Origin of the sequence: Micromonospora sp. NPDC049102, from assembly GCF_043197485.1 — a bacterium.
In the GTDB taxonomy this organism is placed as follows: domain Bacteria; phylum Actinomycetota; class Actinomycetes; order Mycobacteriales; family Micromonosporaceae; genus Micromonospora.
Map to the genome: position 1 here is coordinate 1 of NZ_JBICTE010000019.1, position 17,984 is coordinate 17,984.

Consider the following 17,984-nt stretch of genomic DNA (forward strand, 5'->3'; position numbering starts at 1 on the left):
GCTCAATGGAGCGGGCGGCTCCGATCCGGCCGGACCACGGGCCCGCGAGCGACGGTTCACCAGCGGCCGAAACGGCCGGTCCTCTCGGCCTCCGCGGGCCGGCCAGGGGCTTTGACACACGGCCTAAGCCGTATCGGCAGGTATCCCCGCGCATGGGTGGTTGCAGACAAACGACACCCGACGCACCCGCGTACCGCGCACAACCCGGGTGCTGGTCATCGACACCATGACTCGTCCACAGGTTGAACTGTCCTTCATCGTCCCGGCGCAGAACACCAGACCCGACAGCTCGTACTTCCTGGCGTTGCCGTTGCTGAACCCCCGTAGCTTGCGCTCCCCGCCCGAACGGCACCCACCGGCACTGACTTTCGTCAGGTCTCCCGGCTCAGCGGATGTAGTCCTCCAGCAGCGCTGGGGTGAGTCCGGCACGGTGGATGGCCTTCAACGCGGCGAGGAGGTCGTCCATCAGCGCCGGCCGGAAGTGCATCAGCAGCACGTCGCCGGGTCGGATCACCTTCTCCGGGGTCTGGTAGCGCACCTTGCCCTCGTTGACGGTCTCGGACCAGTGCAGGACAGCCTTCGCGCCGCAGTCCTGTGCGGCCCGCAGCGTGGTGCTGTCGCGTTCACCGTACGGGGGGCGGAACAGGGTCGCCCGCTTGCCGAACAGCGTCTCCAGCCTGTCTGCGGCGCCGCAGATCTCGTGCTTCTGGAAGGCATACGACCGTCCGGACAGCGAGGTGTGCGTGATGGTGTGGTTCTCGACTATCCCGCCGGCCGCCTCGATCCGCCGGAAGTAGTCGGGGTGCTCCCCCGCTGCCGGTGAGTTGAGGAACATCGTGACCGGGATGTGCGCTTCCCGGATGAAGTCGGGCACCGCGGGCGGTCGAGCCAGCTCGCCGTCGTCGATGGTGATGAAGGCGACCCTCTGGTCGGTCGGCAGGCTGTGCCAGAACGGGAGCGCCCCGGTCGCGGTCATTACCACCTGCGGCGGCGGCGCCTCCGGAAAGGTCGGCACCTGGGACACGTACCAGGCCAGGCTCCCGTGGGCGGGCCTGGTCGTCGTCGGCGCGGCCGACGGGGATGGCGGGGCCGACGGTGTGCGTGTCGGGACCGAGGGGCTCGATGGGGCCGCGGTGGTCTGTGGGGGGTCCGCGACGGGTTCGGCTGAGCAGGAACTCAGCGCCAGTAGGGTCAGAAGTGTTGCGAGGAAACGGCTCCGACGAACAGGGATGGCTGACACGCCCGGAACCGTACCGAGCCGATGTCAGGATCCGGTCAGCTCGGTGACACCGGTGTGAGCTGCACGACGAAGGCGTCCGGCATCCGGAAGGTGAGGTTGTCCGGGCACCAGGGCGGACGGACCACCGTCACCCCGTCGAGCAGTGACGTCGCCTCGGCCACCACGACGGCGGCCTCCATCCGGGCCAGCACGTCACCGACGCAGCGGTGCGGCCCCGCCCCGAACGCCAGGTGCCGCCGCGATCCACGCTGCCCCGGAAGGAACTCGTCCGGCGAGCCGACGACCGCCGGGTCCCGGCCGGCGCGAGCCAGCCACAGCACGATGCTGGTGCCCGCCGGCACGGCCGTGTCGCCGAGTGTGCCTGCGGCCGCCGCCACGCGCCGCCAGGTGACGATCGGCGGTTCGAGGCGGAGACCCTCCTCCACGACGTCGGTCACCGTGACGTCACCGGAGCGCAGCCCGGCGCGTACCGCGGGTTCGCCGGCCAGCCGGTGCAGCAGCAGGGTGAGGAACTGCGAGGTGGTCTCCTGGCCGGCGACCAGCAGGAAGAAGAGTGCGCCGACCACCACGTCGGGAGGGTGCCCGGCCGCGCGCAGCTCGGCGGCCAGGCCGCCGCCGGTGGTCGCGAACTCCCGGAGTACGCGGTGGAAGCGGCCCACCTCGGCGGCGAGCGCCACCTGCCGGTCGGCGTCCAGGGGCGCCCAGAACAGCTCCAGCGCCGCCCGGGCGAACTCCTTCACCGCGCCGACCGGGGCGTCCGGCAGGTCGACCAGCCGGGCCAGCACCAGCAGGGGCAGGTCGGCGGCGAGGTCCGCGTACAGGTCGACAGGTGCGCCGGCATCGAGCGCGGCGCGCAGCCGGGCCACCCGTTCCCGGACCAGCGCCGCCAGCCACGGGCGCTGCGCGGCCACCCGCGTCGGGTGCAGTGCCTCCGCGACGATGGCCCGGATCCGCGGGTGGCTGGCGGTGGAGTTGTTCGCCAGGGTCGGCGGCAGCCGGAACCGGTGCCCGGCGAGCACCCGCAGCGCGGTCACCGGCATCGGGGTCACCGCGTCCAGGGCGTTGTCCGGTCGGTAGCGCTCCGGATCGGCGAGGACCTGGCGGACCAGCGCGTGCCGGGTGACGACGAGGTGGCGTACGCCGACGTGGTCGGTCACCTCGGCGACGTCCGGCCAGGGTGCCTCGACCTCGGACGTCCAGCCGGAGAAGAGCACGCCGACACGCTAGCCGGCGGCTCCTGGCAGGCCGGGGCGCAGCTGCCAGACGGTGGTGCGCTTCACCCGGACGCTCTCCAGAGCCTCCGGCACCGGCACGTCGTAACTGGCCAGCTCGTCGAAACGCTCCCGGGGCAGGAACGCCCGGCCGGGGTCACCGACCAGCGCCGGCGCTCCGGCCCGGGTGGCGCGCAGCAGGAACCGCAGCACCCGTCGTGCCATCGCGTCGCTGTAGAAGACGTCCCCGGCGAGCACCACCTCGGCGTCGCCCGCGTCGCCGTCGAGGATGTCGCCGAACTCGGCGTCGACGCGTACCCCGTTGGCCTCGGCATTGAGCGCGACGGCCGCGACCGCCAGTTCGTCGACCTCGACCGCCCGCACGGACGCCGCGCCGGCCCGGGCGGCGGCGATGGCCACCAGGCCGGAGCCGGAGGCGAGGTCGAGCACCCGCCGGCCGGCGACCAGCTCCGGGTGGTCGGTGACGTAGCGGGCGAGCGCCTGACCGCCGGCCCAGGCGAAGGCCCAGAACGGCGGCGGCCGGTCGCTGGAGAACTGGCCCTCGGTCAGCTCCCAGAGCCCGATCGGCTCGTCCGCCTGGTGCAGGCGCACCTCGGGGACGAAGGGGACCGGGGCCAGCCGGGCGTGCAGCCGGACGAACGTGCTGGAGAGCTCGGACACCTGCCCGATTGTTCCAGCGACCCGACGCCCGGCGTGTCGCGGGGGAGTGGTCACCGGTTCACCACTGTCGGTGAAAACACGCCCTCTGCTTGCCGTTCGGTGCGAACACACCCGTCTGTCGGCGGCGGTGTCCCGCTCCTAGCGTTGCGAGGTGGAGACGACCGAACGGAGGCGGCGGTGGTGGTGATGGTGTGGCGGTACGCGCTGCGGCTCGGGGCGTTGGTCGCCGGCGTTGCCGGGGTGACGCTGAGCCTGGCGGCACCGGCGCAGGCGGCGTTCGCCACCGAGATGAGCGGCCTGCCGGACCGGTTCACGGCCGGCGAGCAGGTGCGCACGATCTCCGCGGTGGTCTCGCAGACCGACCGGCGTGGCGGGTGCGCGAAGGTGCGCTGGTCGATGGTGCTCCGGGTGCAGGGCATCCGGCTCGACCAGGTGAAGATGGACCGGGTGGAGGAGAACGGCGACTTCCCGGTGGAGGTCCGGACCGAGGGTGACGTGGCCCGGTTGACCGACCGGCAACTTGACCCCGGCACCCTCTGCCCGGGCCGTACGGTGACCGCCCGCTACCGGGTGGCCTTCGACGGGGACGTCACCGAGGGGCGGGTCACCCTCGCCGCCGAGGCGTACGACGCCAACCTGCGCCTGCTGGCCCGACAGACCGCCACCCGCTCGGTGGTGGGTTCGGCTGCCACCGCATCCCGTACGCCGACGCCGAGCCCGACTCCGACGAAGCCGAGCGATCCGCCGAGCGAACCGGCCCAGGAGGAGAGCACCCCCGCGGACGAAACGATCGCGGACCAGCCCGTCGACGCGGCGCCGCCGCCGGCTGGCCGTCCGGTCTCGCAGACCGGCGGGTTCGGCGTGGTGCAGGCGGCGTTCCTGCTCGGTGGGTTGCTGCTCTCGCTCGGGGTGGGCCTGCTGCTGCGACTGCGTCACCTGACCAGGGCCGCGAAGAACGAGGCCGAGGACCCGCCGGTGGACCGGCTGTGGGAGCGGCCCGCGTCGACCGGGCGCTGGCACCCGGCACGCCGCTGACCGGAGGGTTGCCGGGGCCGGCGGTCTCCCGCCGGCCCCGACGGTGTCACTTCGTGAACGCCTGGAACTCGGCGATCCTGACCTGCGTCCGGGCCGGGCTGGCCGTGGCGCAGTCCGTCGTCGTGGCCGGGTCGTCGTCCTGCTCGCCGGCGTACTGCGGGCCGCCGGTGCACTGGCTGGCCAGCACCTCCAGCCGCAGGTGGGTGGCGGGGGTGGCGGGCACCGCGAACGTCCGGAGGTTGATGTCGCGGCTGTACGCCCGGTACGCCCCGCCGGGGAACGCGTCGGACGCGCTGGTGTAGACGCGCCGCCAGCGCGCCGGGTCGGCGCAGTCGGTGGTGGTCGCGTCGCAGGCGGACACCGCGAACGAGCGCAGCGCGGTGAGCGCGTTCTGACTGCCGGTGTCGGCGTCGCCGACGATCGCGGGGCGCAACATCGCGCTGACGTTCACGCGCTTGACCACCTGCGGGGCGTCACCGGCCAGCGCCACCGTGAGCTGCCGGCCGGCCACCCCGTCCAGCGAGGCCCAGTTCGTCGCCTCGGTGTCGTCGGCCACCCGGTCCAGGTTGACCCCGTCGCCGCTGATCGTGGCACCGGAGGCTGTGGACGCGAGGTTGCGGCTCAACCGCAGGTCCACGAAGCCGCTCTTGCCCGCCTCGGCGACCGCGCTGAGCCGCTGGTGCCCGAAGCCGGGCGCGACGGCCAGCAGGTCGTACGTGCCGGCGACCATCTCCACCGTGTCCGGGATCGGCGTCGCCGGGTCGGTGTCCGCGATCGGTACGGCCCGTGCCTCGTACGCGCCGACGTACACCCGGATCGGCGCGTCGGCGCTGTCTCCGCGCGGGCGCAGGGTGAGCGTCGCGTTGCCGCCCCGCGGGGAGGCGAAGCTCGGTGTCGGGTCGGTGTCCGCGGCGCCGTTGGTGACGGCGTCCCGGCCCATCCCGGAGCGGGCGAACTCGGCCCAGATCAGGTCCTGGTTGGCGCCCCCGAAGCGCAGCAGGTCGGCGGTGAGCATGTTGTCCCGCATGTCCAGCATGCTGACCTGGCTGGCAGCCTGGAGCAGGAACGAGTCGAAGACCAGTTGCGACCAGCGCCGGTTGCCCGGGCACTTGTCGGCGGGCACGGTGCCCTGCGCGCACTCCCGCTGTCGCTGCAGGGTGCCCAGGCCGTACCGCTTGACCAGCGCGGCGCGTACCCGGTAGTTGGTGGCGCCCCAGATCTCGCCGTCGGCGTGCACGGCCGGCCCGGCCGTGTTGTAGCCGATGTCGGAGTAGTTCAGCGGACTGCGGCTCAGGTCGTAGTTGCGGATGCCGCTGACCAGGTTGCCGGTGACGTAGCCGCCGGTGACGAACGGCGTCTCGCCGGGGGCCCGCAGCCCGTTCTGGAAGAGGTACTCGGCGGCCATCAGGTCGCCCCACGACTCGCCCATCGACCCGCCCTGGTGGCCGCTGATCCCGGTGTCCGGGCCGGCGATCATCCGGTTGGTGATGGCGTGGGTGTATTCGTGGCCGATCACCGTCATGTCGTAGTCGCCGTCCACGCACGGCGGGTACGGCCCGCCGGCCTGCGGCTGCCACAGGTACATGTTGGTGGTCGGCGGTAGCCCGTCGCGCGGGGTGCCCTGGTTGGCGTTGTTCCGGTTGCCGGTCAGCGCGCCCTGCTGGGCGCGGCCCTGCTCGGCGTCACCGCCCAACCCGGACGGGGTGAGGTTGACCGCCTGGAGGTTCCACGCCGACTCGGTGAAGCCCAGTTGGTACGCCCAGTCGTGCATGCGGTTGTGCATGACGAAGAGGTTGGCGATCGCCGCGTCCGCGTCGTTGCGCTGCGCGGACGTGAACACCTCCGGGTTGCACCTGGCCTGGTGCCACTGGTCGGTGAACGGGTACTCGTAGCGGCGTTCCGCGCTGGGCGTGGCCGGGACGACCGGGGTGTTGTTGCCCCACGAGAGCACCGTGTTGGCCGAGTTGCCGCGTGAGGTGAAGGTGGGCGTGCCGGTGGCCGCGTCGATGTCCCACGGCTGCCCGGTGGCCGGGTCACGGAAGGCGGCCTGGCAGCCGGGTGCCGGGTCGCCGCACCAGCGGACCCGGGGGTCCTGGCCGACGGCGAGATCCCGGGGTGGGGTGGCCGGGAAGACCGCCCAGCTCGGGTTGTCCGAGTCGAAGTCGACGAGGTCCTCGCGGACCAGCACCTTGCCCGTGCTGCCGTCCACGTAGCTGGTGAACGCCGCCGGGCGCTCGGCGTCCGCGCCGATCATGGTCACCTCGTAGGCGGCCCGGGGCCCGTCCAGCGGGGTGGGTACGGCCACGGCCCGCACGGTGTGGCTGGCCACCGTCGACGGGCTCAGCCCGGCGTCGGCGAGCGCGTCCGCGTACGCCTGCTCGGCCGTACGGGTGGCCGGCGTGGGCACGCTGGTGTCGCGGGCCAGCGAGGAGTTGACGGCGAGCACCGAGCTGCCCTGGACCGCGATGGTGACCAGGCCGTCAGGCCCGGCCGGCAGGTCGCCGAAGCGCTGCCGCAGGGTCACCACCGTGCCGCTGCCGATCGGCCTGACGAGCACCCGGTCCAGGCCGGCGACCGTCGCGGCGTCCATGCCGTACAGGTCGCGGTTGGCGGTCAGGTAGGCGCGCGCGGCGGCCTCCGGGTCGGAGGGCAGACCGGTGACGAGCGGGGTACGACCGGGACCGAGCGCCTGCGGCGTGCCGAGCCGGTTCCACCGCACGTCGGGGTCGGCGGCGCGGGCCAGCCCACGCTGGCGGGCGTCGGGTGCCGCCGTACCGATGCGGTTGTCGAGGTCGGCGGGCTGGTGCCCCTCGGCGAACGGCCCGGACGAGCGCTCGGTGGACGCGGCGGGTTCGGCGTTGCTCGTGCCGGTGGGCAGCAGCGCGGCGACTGTCGCCGTCGTCGCCAGGACGGCGATGAGCCGGCGTCGACGCCGGCTCATCGGGGGTGACCACTGCGGTTGTGGCACGGAACCTCCTCGTGGGAGCGGGATGGCCGGCGGCTGCCGACCCTCGCGTGCGCGGTAACGCATGTGCATCTGTGGATATCAGCCGCTCGAAGGCACGGCAAGGTCCACGACCGCCGACGCGCCGTCCGATCGAGATAAGTCGACTTTACAAAAGCTGCTCTTTTGTAAAAGAGCATGACGGCTGTCACTGTCGATGCCAGGACGCGAGACCCGGAGGTCCGCCATGGCTGTCGATGCCGATCCGACCGAGGCCGTCGTCTGGCGGGATGCTCGCAAACCCCTCTGGCTGCTGGCGCCTGGGCGTGGTGGCTCACCCCCGTCGTCGTCTTCGGCCTGATCCCGGTGATCGACCTGCTGCTCGGCGACGACCGGCGCAACCCTCCCGAGGAGGTGGTGCCCCGACTGGCCGCCGACGGTTACTACCGCTGGCTGACCCATCTCTATCTGCCGGCGCAGTACGCGGCCCTGGTGGTGTGCTGCGCGGTGTGGACCCGTGACGGTCTCTCCGTCGCGGGCGCAGCCGGCCCGGTCGCCACCGTGGGAGTGGTCGACGGCATCGCCATCAACACCGCCCACGAGCTGGGCCACAAGCGCGAGCGGGTCGAGCGGTGGCTGTCCAAGGTGGCCCTGGCGCCGGCCGCCTACGGGCACCTCCACGTCGAGCACAACCGCGGTCACCACGTACGGGTCGCCACCCCGGAGGATCCGGCCAGTTCGCGGCTGGGGGAGAGCTTCTGGGCGTTCTGGCCGCGTACCGTCCTCGGCAGCCTGCGATCGGCCTGGCGGTTGGAGACCGGCCGGTTCCGCGTCCGGGGTTCTCCCTGCTGGAGGTCGTCAACTACCTGGAGCACTACGGGCTGGCCCGGCAGCGCACAGCGTCCGGGCGCTACGAGAAGGTCAACGCCCGGCACAGCTGGAACAGCGACCGCATCGACAGCTCACCGCAGTTGCCCGCCGGTTACGCGACGATGGTGGTGGTGGCGCTGCTCCCGCCACTGTGGCGACGGGTGATGGACCACCGGGTGCTCGCCCACTACGGCGGCGATCGGGCACTGGCCAACACGCGGCCCCGGCGGTGAAAGCTCAGTCGCCCGGTGCCCAGTCCGGGTCGCGGCCGAATGCGGCCAGCAGATGATCCTGCTCGTCGGCGTCGGCGGGCACCGGCGTGGCGTCACGAACCAGCTTGTCGCGCCGGTAGTCGTCGACCCGCCCGGAGAACCACCGGGCGCACACGTGCACCGCGTCCGGGTCCATCCGTGGGTCGGCGCCGATCGCCACCGCCAGGTCCCAGCCGTGTACCAGGTGTTCGGCGAGGAGCTGCTGGACGTACTCGGCGGCCGGAGTCGGACCGGCCGACAGGTGCACGGTGCGGTCGATCGTGCCGGGATGGGTGACGGCGATCTCGGCCTGCGCGGCGGCCTCCCGCGCCGTCGTGATCGGGTCGGCACCGAGCACGTCACCGTCGAAGCGGTCGCCGACCTCGTCGAGGGTGCGGCCGGCGAGCAGGGGAACGCTCCACCGGTCCTCGCCGACCACGTGGTTGACCAGGGTGCGCACGTCCCAGTCCGGGCAGGGTGTCTCCTCGGACCACTGGTCGGGCCCGATCTGGTCCACCCGGTCGACAAACTCGGCCAGGCTCCGGCGGTACGCGTCCAGCAGATCCATGCCGTCGATTGTTCACTTCGGCGCGCTGGTTCGAGCCGTTTTGCCCTGGCTGGGCGTCCGGTGCGTCGGCGGCGGCCGTCGCTCAGTCCAGGTCGGCCGGAGCCAAGCCCAGCTCCCGAGCCGTGACCAGGCGTACCCATTCCCCGAACTGCCGGCGGGAGATGACCCGCTCGTGCACCGCGAGCTGCACGGCGAGGCCGTCCATGACGGCGCTGATCCGCCAGGCGGCCCCGTCCGGGTCGGCGCACTGGAAGGTGCCGTCGGCGACCCCGGCGGAGATCACGGCGGCGAGGTCCTGCCGCCAGCGCAGGTCGAGCCGGCGGGACACCTTCTCCAACTCGGGGGTACGCAGCGACTCGGACCACCCGTCGATCCACATCGACCAGGAGGTCGCCCGCCCGGCCGGCGTGTAGAGCTTGAGAATCCGGCGGAGCTTCGTCAGCGGCGGGGCGGAGGAGCGGGTGACCGCGTCCAGGCGGGCCAGGTCCTGCTCGACGGCGTACGCGAAGGCCTGCGCGAGCAACCGCTCTTTCGTGGCGAAGTGGTAGAACACAAGTGCCTGGCTCACCCCGGCGGCCTGTGCCACGTCGGCCGTCCGGGTGTTGGCCAGGCCACGTTCCACGATCACGTCGCAGGCCGTGCGCAGCAGGGCATCCAGGCGGATCTCGGCCGCACGTCTCGTCACGACCGTTACCGTAGCCCATCCACCCGAACACGAACAGTTACCGCCACCGTCCGATTCGTGGGGCAAGAGTCGGAAGTTGGACAATTCCGGGGGGTGTCATGGCTCGTTTGCCTAGCGGCATTCGTCGAGGTCGGCGGCTCAATCTCCAGGCGCGTCGACCCCTGGGTGAGGGTGCCTCACATGCATCGATATCGACCGCTGGATGATGCCGGAGTGTGACGAGCGAAAGTCAATTGAGAAATCGGGCCAGCTTACTAGGAAGCCCGCGCCCGGTGCCCCCGACCTCCCGGTCGGTGGCTTCTGCGGCGTCTCGGACTGCCCGCCCGGTGCCAGGCCGGACGGAGGGGACGCGCCGACACGGACCCCGAGTTGGCAGTCGATCGCCAGCTCGGCTAAAGTTCCCATCCGTCACCCGGGAAAGCCGGGGACGTGCGGACGTAGCGCAGCTGGTAGCGCATCACCTTGCCAAGGTGAGGGTCGCGGGTTCGAATCCCGTCGTCCGCTCGGAGCTGCCGCCACGCATGACGGGGGCAACCTCGGTGGGGTGGCCGAGAGGCGAGGCAACGGCCTGCAAAGCCGTGTACGCGGGTTCAAATCCCGTCCCCACCTCGGCAATAAAGAGTACGGGCGATTGGCGCAGTGGGAGCGCGCTTCCTTGACACGGAAGAGGTCACTGGTTCAAACCCAGTATCGCCCACCAGGTGTAGAAGCGATTCGTCGAGGCCCGTTACCGGACGTCCGGTAACGGGCCTCGACGATCTTGCCTACCTACTCGCCGGCGCGGAGCACCTCGCTCAGCCGGTCGCGCCGCCGCAGCGCCGACTCGACAGGCACGATCAGGGCGGCCGCCGCCAGCAACGCCACGCTCACCAGGCCGAGCAGCCACCACGGCAGGACCGCCGCCGGGTCGGCGGCCTGACCGGTGATCAGCCGCAGGTCGAGCGGGCCGATCGTCAGGCGTGTGAGCAGGACCCCGAGGAGCGGTCCGCACACCGCGGCGACCACCGCCGGCGGCAATACTTCTCCGGCCGCCACCCAGCGGGCGTCGCGTGGTCGCAGGCCGAGGGTCCGCAGCCGGGTCAGGGTCTGCCACCGCTCCGACGCGCTCGCGGCGGCGGCGAGCGCGAGGCCGAGCAGCCCCAGCGCCAGCAGCACCGCGGCGGCCGTCCACGCCAGCCGTAGCAGCCCCGCGGTCAGCGGCGCGACCCGCTGCGCCCGGAGGGCGTCCGCGCGCAGCACGACGTCGGCGGCCACGCCGCTTGCCGACAACGCCCGCGCCGCACCGGGGCCGGTCACCCAGACGGTGTTCGGGACGGCGGGCAGCCCGGCGGCGGCGAGGGCCTCGGCGTCCACGATGACGACGTCACCGGCACCGTCGACGGACGGCGCGGTACCGACTGCGGCGAGACGGATCGCCGGGGCGTCGTCCCGGGACAGCTGCAACCGCATCCCGGTCCGCAGGTCGCCGTTGCCCGACCGGACCAGCGCCGGGACGTCCCCGCCGCCAGGACCGGGCACCGTGAGCCGGGCCAGTGCCGGCGCGTCCGGCAGCGGGGTGCTGGCCAGCAGACGCTGGAACGCGTCGGCATCCACGACGACCAGGCGTGGGGTGAACAGCGTCGACTCGGCGAAGACGTGCGCCGAGTCGGTCACCTGCGCGACGACCACCTGCTCCACCCCGGGTGCGGCGGCGACGCGTTCGGCGACGCCGGCCGTGGCGGCCTCGGCGCCGACGTCGAGGCGGGCGTCCGCGCCGACGGTGCTCCACGCGCCGTCGGCCAGGCCCCGGCTGACCGTGGACCCGAGGATGAGCGCGAACGACGCGAGCGCCGTGGTACTCACCAGCACCAGCAGCGGCAGCGCGCGACCGGCCGTGGTGGTCGCCCGAGCGGCACCGAACACGGCCAGCGGGCGGCGCGAGCGCAGGGCCCGTCGTAGCGCCAACCGTGCCCCGACGGGCAGCAGGCGAAGCAGGACGAGCGCACCGACGAGCACGCCCAGGGAGAGGGCGCTGATCGGCAGGACAAGGTCGCCCGTCAGCTCGCCGGTACCGCTGCTGTCGGAGGCGACCGGCAGGAGACCGCCCTGGTGCAGCGTGACGAAGGCGGCGACTGCGGCGATCAGGACCGCGGCCTCCACGGCGAAGCGGCGCAGCTCGCCGGTGGCCCGGACCCAGCGCCGAGCCGCCGGGTTGGCGGGTTGACGCCGGTCCCGGCTGGCGCGGGCGGCGGCGAGGATGCCGAACGCTGGCGCGGCCACGGCCCCGGCCAGGACCACGGGAACAGCCCAGGGCCAGGAGACGTCCGGTGTCGCCACACGGGCGAGCGCGAGCCCGACCGCGGCGGCGGACAGGGAGACCGCGGTGGACTCCATGGCCAGTTCCGCACCGAGGTCGGGTAACGCCGCCCCACGCTGTCGGGCGACGCTCAGCGCCGGGCCACGGCGGGCGACCAGCAGGGCGGCGGCGAGCAGCAGGAGCAGCACCGTGGCCGTCAGCACGCCGGTGAGCAGGACGGCGGCCTGTGCCCAGGCGGCGCTGATCCGCCCACGGGCGTCGCGCAGTGCGGTGTCGAGCTGGGACTCCCACTTGAGGGAGTCGTCACGGGCGCCCGACGAGCCGGAGGTCGCCTTGAGTTCGACCACCCGGCTGGCGAGCGTCGCGGTGGTGTCCCAGGTGAGCGCGTCGGGTTCGGGGGTGAACTGGACGGTGCGCCGCAGTTGGTCCTGGTCGACGGCGAGTCGGGCGTCCGGCAACGACTCGCGCGACAACAGGCCGGCGAACCGGGTGATCCCCATGCCGTCGATGCCGGGCACGGGACGCAGGAGCGCCGGGGCGAGCAGCCAGGCGGGGTCGGCGCTGTCCGCGGGTCGGTAGATTCCGCTGATCCGGACGTCCTTCCCGCGACCGCGGCCGTCCACGAGCGGGATCCGATCACCGGGGCCGAGGTCGAGCGCGGCGGCGTCCACTTCGGAGAGTCCGACCTGCACCGGCCAGGGCGGTCCGTTGTAGGGGGCTTCGACGAACTCGCCAGGGACGGCGGGGCCGGGCGCGCTCCCGGCGACCCAGGTCACGTCCGGGCCGCCGGAGTCACCGGCCAGGTAGGTGAACTGGAAGGTACGCGGCGCGTTGCCCTCGGTGACGTTGAGGATCGGACCGCTGACGACGGCGATGGGCGGCAGCAGTGCCGCGTCGAGGTCGGGCCCGAGCGCCTGTGTCGCCCGTACGCGGAAATTGTCGACGTCCTCGGCGAGGCCCGCAGTCCGGACCCGACCGCCGGTCGGGCCGTCGTCGCGTTCCCAGGCGGCGTGTGCGAGGACGTTCGAGTCCTGGCCGGCGCGGCGGACCGTGTCCCGGACGGCCTCGTCGGCGGCGGTGCGGAGCAGCACCGGCACGGCCCCGGCGAGCAGCGCGACGGCCGCGATGACGGCGGCGGTGAGCAGCAGCGGTCCGGCGTCGGCCCGGCCACGGCCACTGATGCTGGGCCAGTGCGGCGCGAGCCACCGGCGGGTCAGCCGCCGGCTCACGGCGCCACCCGCAGGTGCGCGGCGTCCGCCCGGCGGACCTGGACGGTGACCACGACCGCGACCGCCAGCAGACATCCGGCCAGCAGCACGGCGAGCAGTGCGGCCTCGGCCGACCACGGCCAGTGTGACTGGGCGACCGGGACGGGTGCGGCGCCGGTGTCGGAGCGGACGAGCAGGGGAGCGACAACGCGGGTGGCGAGCGCGCCGACGACCGTGCCCGCCGCGAGCAGGGGCAGCAGTACGCCGGCGTGCTGGCCGAGCAGCACGGTCCGGATTCCCCGCCGGGACATCCCCAGGCCGCGCAGCCGAGCCACCTCGACGGCGCGGGCCTGCAGATCGCAGGTGACGTGCAGGACGACTCCGGCGAGCAGCAGCAGAGCCGCGGCCGGGACGATGAGCCGGAGCGCGCCCGGCAGCCCGGCCCGCAGCGGGCCGCCGGTGAGGCGGGCGGTCTCCGCGTCGCGGGTCGCGACGGTGCCCAGGTGCAGGGCGGTGGTCCGCTCGGCGGCGTCGGGACCGGCGGGGTTACCGACCCACCAGGCGTCGACCGGGAACGCCAGATCGCCGACGACGACACGTGCGCGGGACAGCGTGTCCAGGTTGGCCAGGACGGCGACGGCGCCGGGAGCGGACGGCACGGTCGGCACGACCTCGGTGACGACGATCGGGACGGGCGTGATGCCGACCATGACGCTGAGCTGGCTGCCGTTGTCGGCGCCGACCTCGTCGGCGAAGCGGGCGGAGACGGCGACGGGCACCGGGCCGGGGTCCGTGAAGGCGCTGGCGACGAGGGTTCGGGCGGCGTCCTCGGCGCCCCCGAGTTCGACGGTCGCGGCCATCCGCAGCGCGGTTCCCGTGGGCGTGGTGGAGAGCGTGACTGTCGGGTTGCCCACCTTGCTCGGGGTCGGCGGCGCGGACGTGGCGGTCCAGGGCGATGCGTCGGTGGTCCTCTCCGTCGAGCCGGGTGCGGGCACGGTGAGCGTGACGGCTACGGCTGCGGGTTCGCCGACCGTGTCGGCGGTGACCGGCAGGGCGACCGCGACGAGGCGTAACCCGTCAGCCGTCGCGCAGGCGGGCAGTCGAACCTCCCGACCGTCCAGCGGTACGACGGGACCGGTGCAGGACGTGCGGAGGCCTGTCGCGTCCTGCAACAGCAGCCGGGGCGTCACGGCGAGCGGGACGTCACCGACCGTCGTACCGCTCAGGACGAGTGGCGCCCCGGCGGCAACGGCGATGCCGGTGACCCGGGTACGTGGCGCCAGCGTGGCGGCGACGTCCGCCCATCCCCGGTCGCCGTCCACCCGCCCGCGCAGCAGTGCCTCGGCGCGGGTGGTGTCGACGGCGACCAGGCGCGGCGCCTCGCCGTCGGTGCCGAGCCACTGACCGACGGTCGTGCCGCGGTCGAGCGCCGGACTCACCGCCCCCGCGGTGGCCGCGCTGACCAGCCCGCCGTCTCCGGCCGCCGGCGCGGTACCGAGGGTGAGTGCGAGATCGGTGCCGACGGAGAGCGCGGCCTGGTCGCGCTGCGACTGGTGCCACGTCGTGTCGAAGGCGAGGCCGAAGGTCGCGGCAGCGCAGGCCAGCCCGACGAGCAGCCCGGCGGCGACCGCCTGGGGCCGGCGGGCGGCCTCGGCGACCGCCAGCGGCAGCGCCAGCCCGCGGGCGCGGTACGCCAGCCGGTCGACGCCGCGCAGTGCGGGCAGTACCACCCGGAGCGCCAGGGCGGCACCTGCGGTGAGCAGCAGCGCCGGCGCGAGCACCCGGACCGCGTCGGCGCGTGGACTGGCGGCGCTGGGCTGCGCGTACAGCTGCCACCAACCGATGGCGGCGAACACCGTGAGCATCAGGTCTGCGCCGGACCGGGCCAGCAGTTCGCGGCGGGTGCCCCGGTCGCCTGCCGTCGGGACGGGCCGGATCGCCAGGACGGTGAGCACGGCGGCGAGCACCAGCGCGCCGCCGACGACCGCGAGGACCTGCACGCCGATGATGGCCGGCCGGACGGTGAGGCCGGCGTGGTCCAGCGGCGGCAGGTGGGTCAGGCCGGCGTGCAGAGCCGACGAGGCCGGTATCGCCAGCGCGGCGGCGACGGCGGCGAGGAGCCCGGCCTCGAGTGTCGCGGTGGCGGCGAGTTGACGACCGCTGGTGCCCACGGCGGACCGCAGGGCGGTCTCGTCGGCCCGTATGCCCGCCGTCAGCCGGCCGGCGAGGACGAGTGCCGTCGCGGCCAGGAAACCGCCGAGGACGGCGATGGCGAGCACGACGGCTGCGGTGACGTGCCGCTGGTCGTCGGCGGCCCGCAGGGTCAGCGGCAGGTCGGAGGCGACACGTGCGAGCGTGACCCGGTCGCCGAGGGTGCCGGCCAGCCGTCGGTCGGCCTCGCGGACGCCCCCGGCCACGGTCTCCAGGTCACGGCGGTCCGTGTGGGACAGGTCCGGATGAGCGGTGATCTCCATCCGGTCGACGGTGGCGCCGGTGGTGAGCAGGTCGGCGAGGTCCATCAGGAAGGGGCCGTAGGCGTTTACCGGCTGGAGGAAGCGGCCGTCCCGGTAGCCGGTGGCGGAGCCGGCCGCGGCGAGGGGGTCACGGTCCCAGCCGCGCCCCGGCAGCGGGCGTACGACCCCGACGACTGTCACGTCGATGGCCGGGACGGGCGGGTGGGCCAACTCGGCACCGAGGTGCACCCGGCTACCGGGGGTGAGGTCGAGCAGTCGGGCCGTGAACTCCAGCAGCACCGCGTCGCCGGGGTGCTGTGGCCAGCGTCCGGTGACCAGTTCGGCGCGGGCCGGCAGGTCGTCCACCCCCGACAGGTACGCCTGCGCTCCGACGGTGGTGCCCGGGGCGAGCGCGGGCGGCAGGGCCCGCAGCACCGTGGACGCCCGTGCGGTCGTCGTCACCGGTAACGGTGCGAGCGCGGAGGTCACCACGCTGCGGGTGTCGGCGGCCACGGCCGGTACGTCCGGGCCCTCGACGGCGCCGGTGTAGACGGTCGCGTCGACGGCGGCGGGGGCGGCGCGGGCCATGGCGACCTCCAGCGCCCGCTCGGCGGTGCGGGTGACCAGGAGGGTGCAGGTGCCGAGCAGGGTGGCGCCGATCGTGACGACTCCGAGGAGGGCTGCCAGCAGCGGCCACTGCGCGCGGGCGCGCCGGCTGACCAGCCTCAGCATCGTCGCGTCACCCGGCGGTCGGTGCGGACGTGGACGGTTGCCCGGTCGCCTGGTCGTCGAGGTGCCCGTCCTGGATGCGGATGACCCGGTCGGCCAGGGCCATCATCACCGCGTCGTGGGTCGACACCAGCACGGTGACGCCTTCGGACTCCGCGACCCCACGCAGCAGGGCCATCACCGACAGGCCTGTCTCGGCATCCAGTTGCCCGGTGGGCTCGTCGGCGAGCAGGAGCCGGGGCGAGGCGGCCAGCGCGCGGGCGATCGCCACCCGCTGCTGTTGGCCGCCGGACAGTTCGGTCGGGCGCTGCTGGGCGTGGTCGGCCAGGCCGACCAGTTCCAGCAGCAACGCGACCCGGCGCTCGCGCTCGGCCGGGGCGACGCGGGCCAGCCGCAGCGGCGCGGCGACGTTCTCGGTGGCGGACAGCACCGGGATCAGACTGAAGCTCTGGAAGACGTACGACACCTTCTCCCGTCGCAGCCGGGACAGGCCATCCTCGTCGAGCGCGGTGACGTCGGTCCCGTCGATGTGCACGGTGCCGGCGTCCGGGCGGTCCAGGCCGCCGATGACGTTGAGCAGGGTGGTCTTGCCCGAGCCGGACCGGCCGACGAGCGCCACCATGGAACCGGCAGTCACGTCGAACGACACGCCGCGCAGAGCGTGGACGACGGTCGGCCCGCTGCGGAAGCGTCGGTGCAGGTCGCGCACGCGCAGCAGCGGCTCGGTGCTCATTCGCCGCTTCGCGAGTCGGAGTGGATCGTGATGTGGTCGGGTTCCAGGGCCAGCCGGACCCGTCGGGTCAGCGCCAGCGCCTGGCGGAACTCGCGGGGCACCTGAACGCGTCCGGCCCGGTCCATCACGGCGTACTCCTCGGCGATCATGTGCGTGTCGCCCTCCGCGTCGGTGGTGGTGCGGCGTAACACCTCGCTGCTGGTGCGACCGTCCCGGATCGCGACGGTCCGTTCGACCTGGCTGCTGACCTCCGGATCGTGGGTCACCACGATGACGGTGACGCCGTACCGCCGGTTGACGTCCCGCAGCACACCGAAGACCTCCGCGGAGGTGGCCGCGTCCAACTCGCCGGTCGGTTCGTCGGCGAGCAGGACCCGCGGTTGGTTGGCCAGCGCCACGGCGATCGCGACCCGCATCTGCTGTCCTCCGGAGAGTTGTCCGGGGCGCCGCTCGGCGCAGTCGGCGACACCGAGGCTGTCCAGCAGTTCGGCCGCGCGCTCCCGGCGTTCCTTCTTCGCGGTGCGGGCCGCCGTCATCGGCAGGTCCACCATCTCCCGTGCGGTCAGGTAGGGGATCAGGTTGCTCGCCGTCTGCTGGCGCACGAAGCCGACGGTACGCCGTCGGTAGTCGACCCGGTCGGCGCGGGACATCGACAGCAGATTCCACTTTGCGACCCGGACCCGGCCGGCGGTGGGGGCGTCGATGCCGGCCAGGATGGAGAGCAGCGTCGACTTGCCCGATCCCGAGGCGCCGACGACGGCGATCAGCTCACCGCTCTCGACGGCCAGGTCCAGTCCCTGCAGGGCCTGCACCTCGATCGAACCGGTCTGGTAGATCCGGACCAGGTTCTCGCAGACGATGAGCGCGTCCCGGCCGAACTCGGGCGCCCGGGCGGACGGCTGCGGAAGGGAGAACGGGGTGCTGGACATTGCCAGCAGTTTCGCAATCGGCGGCGTCGTTGACCATGCCCCCGGGCGGCTTTTCTGCGGTGGCGGCGAGGAATCTTCGCCGAAGGGCTGCGTACCCACGAAGTGGAGGGCGAGCAGGCCGGCGAGTCTGTCGGTGGCCTCCACCTGCGAA

Annotated in this window: 12 protein-coding genes and 3 tRNA genes; 5 read left to right on the forward strand and 10 right to left on the reverse strand. The window is 73.4% G+C overall.

From position 1 onward, the window contains the following. Positions 1 to 385: 385 nt before the first annotated feature. The 3 genes from ACGFH9_RS18825 to ACGFH9_RS18835 all read right to left on the reverse strand — a co-directional run bounded on the left by ACGFH9_RS18825 (position 386) and on the right by ACGFH9_RS18835 (position 3,132). The gene (locus ACGFH9_RS18825) at positions 386 to 1,015 is read right to left on the reverse strand and encodes a polysaccharide deacetylase family protein (protein ID WP_393220754.1); all 630 of its coding nucleotides are present in this window, start codon (positions 1,013 to 1,015) and stop codon (positions 386 to 388) included. Between the two features lie 260 nt (positions 1,016 to 1,275). Next, the gene (locus tag ACGFH9_RS18830) at positions 1,276 to 2,454 is read right to left on the reverse strand and encodes a cytochrome P450 (protein WP_393220757.1); all 1,179 of its coding nucleotides are present in this window, start codon (positions 2,452 to 2,454) and stop codon (positions 1,276 to 1,278) included. Between the two features lie 9 nt (positions 2,455 to 2,463). Continuing rightward, a complete protein-coding gene (locus ACGFH9_RS18835; protein WP_393220760.1) occupies positions 2,464 to 3,132 on the reverse strand; it encodes a class I SAM-dependent methyltransferase in 669 nt (222 codons plus the stop codon). A 186-nt stretch (positions 3,133 to 3,318) separates the two neighbouring features. Here ACGFH9_RS18835 and ACGFH9_RS18840 point away from each other — a divergent pair, with 186 nt between their 5' ends. Then, entirely contained in the window at positions 3,319 to 4,167 is an 849-nt protein-coding gene (locus ACGFH9_RS18840) for a hypothetical protein (protein ID WP_393221023.1), read from the forward strand. 46 nt (positions 4,168 to 4,213) lie between these two features. Here the strand turns inward: ACGFH9_RS18840 and ACGFH9_RS18845 are convergent, their stop codons facing one another. Further along, on the reverse strand, positions 4,214 to 7,135 hold the full coding sequence (locus tag ACGFH9_RS18845; RefSeq protein WP_393220762.1) for a M36 family metallopeptidase: 2,922 nt from the start codon (positions 7,133 to 7,135) through the stop codon (positions 4,214 to 4,216). A gap of 342 nt (positions 7,136 to 7,477) precedes the next feature. On the opposite strand from ACGFH9_RS18845, the gene ACGFH9_RS18850 reads away from it, so the two are divergent. Then, entirely contained in the window at positions 7,478 to 8,146 is a 669-nt protein-coding gene (locus tag ACGFH9_RS18850) for a fatty acid desaturase (RefSeq protein ID WP_393220765.1), read from the forward strand. Positions 8,147 to 8,218: 72 nt separating this feature from the next. Here ACGFH9_RS18850 and ACGFH9_RS18855 read toward each other — a convergent pair whose 3' ends face one another. Both ACGFH9_RS18855 and ACGFH9_RS18860 read right to left on the reverse strand, forming a co-directional pair. Further along, on the reverse strand, positions 8,219 to 8,800 hold the full coding sequence (locus ACGFH9_RS18855) for a TIGR03086 family metal-binding protein (RefSeq protein WP_393220768.1): 582 nt from the start codon (positions 8,798 to 8,800) through the stop codon (positions 8,219 to 8,221). An 82-nt stretch (positions 8,801 to 8,882) separates the two neighbouring features. After that, the gene (locus ACGFH9_RS18860) at positions 8,883 to 9,485 is read right to left on the reverse strand and encodes a TetR/AcrR family transcriptional regulator (RefSeq protein ID WP_393220771.1); all 603 of its coding nucleotides are present in this window, start codon (positions 9,483 to 9,485) and stop codon (positions 8,883 to 8,885) included. A 431-nt stretch (positions 9,486 to 9,916) separates the two neighbouring features. Here ACGFH9_RS18860 and ACGFH9_RS18865 point away from each other — a divergent pair. From ACGFH9_RS18865 to ACGFH9_RS18875, 3 genes are all read left to right on the forward strand, one after another. After that, positions 9,917 to 9,989 (forward strand) — tRNA-Gly (locus ACGFH9_RS18865). Between the two features lie 34 nt (positions 9,990 to 10,023). Further along, positions 10,024 to 10,094 (forward strand) — tRNA-Cys (locus ACGFH9_RS18870). A gap of 16 nt (positions 10,095 to 10,110) precedes the next feature. Beyond that, positions 10,111 to 10,185 (forward strand) — tRNA-Val (locus ACGFH9_RS18875). A gap of 68 nt (positions 10,186 to 10,253) precedes the next feature. On the opposite strand, the gene ACGFH9_RS18880 is transcribed toward ACGFH9_RS18875, so the two are convergent. The 4 genes from ACGFH9_RS18880 to ACGFH9_RS18895 are packed head-to-tail and all read right to left on the reverse strand — an operon-like array spanning position 10,254 to position 17,833. Beyond that, a complete protein-coding gene (locus tag ACGFH9_RS18880; protein ID WP_393220774.1) occupies positions 10,254 to 13,010 on the reverse strand; it encodes an FtsX-like permease family protein in 2,757 nt (918 codons plus the stop codon). Beyond that, a complete protein-coding gene (locus ACGFH9_RS18885) occupies positions 13,007 to 16,174 on the reverse strand; it encodes an FtsX-like permease family protein (RefSeq protein ID WP_393220776.1) in 3,168 nt (1,055 codons plus the stop codon). Before ACGFH9_RS18885 ends, ACGFH9_RS18880 begins: the two co-directional genes overlap by 4 nt. A gap of 7 nt (positions 16,175 to 16,181) precedes the next feature. Then, the gene (locus tag ACGFH9_RS18890) at positions 16,182 to 16,904 is read right to left on the reverse strand and encodes an ABC transporter ATP-binding protein (protein WP_393220778.1); all 723 of its coding nucleotides are present in this window, start codon (positions 16,902 to 16,904) and stop codon (positions 16,182 to 16,184) included. Further along, on the reverse strand, positions 16,901 to 17,833 hold the full coding sequence (locus ACGFH9_RS18895) for an ABC transporter ATP-binding protein (RefSeq protein WP_393220781.1): 933 nt from the start codon (positions 17,831 to 17,833) through the stop codon (positions 16,901 to 16,903). Before ACGFH9_RS18895 ends, ACGFH9_RS18890 begins: the two co-directional genes overlap by 4 nt. Between the last annotated feature and the right edge of the window lie 151 nt (positions 17,834 to 17,984).

Excerpts from the sequence above, each read along its gene's own strand:
- ACGFH9_RS18840 (WP_393221023.1), top strand. The coding sequence starts at position 3,319 with ATGGTGTGGCGGTACGCGCTGCGGCTCGGGGCGTTGGTCGCCGGCGTT.
- ACGFH9_RS18855 (WP_393220768.1), bottom strand. The coding sequence starts at position 8,800 with ATGGATCTGCTGGACGCGTACCGCCGGAGCCTGGCCGAGTTTGTCGAC.
- ACGFH9_RS18885 (WP_393220776.1), bottom strand. The coding sequence starts at position 16,174 with ATGCTGAGGCTGGTCAGCCGGCGCGCCCGCGCGCAGTGGCCGCTGCTG.
- ACGFH9_RS18890 (WP_393220778.1), bottom strand. The coding sequence starts at position 16,904 with ATGAGCACCGAGCCGCTGCTGCGCGTGCGCGACCTGCACCGACGCTTC.
- ACGFH9_RS18895 (WP_393220781.1), bottom strand. The coding sequence starts at position 17,833 with ATGTCCAGCACCCCGTTCTCCCTTCCGCAGCCGTCCGCCCGGGCGCCC.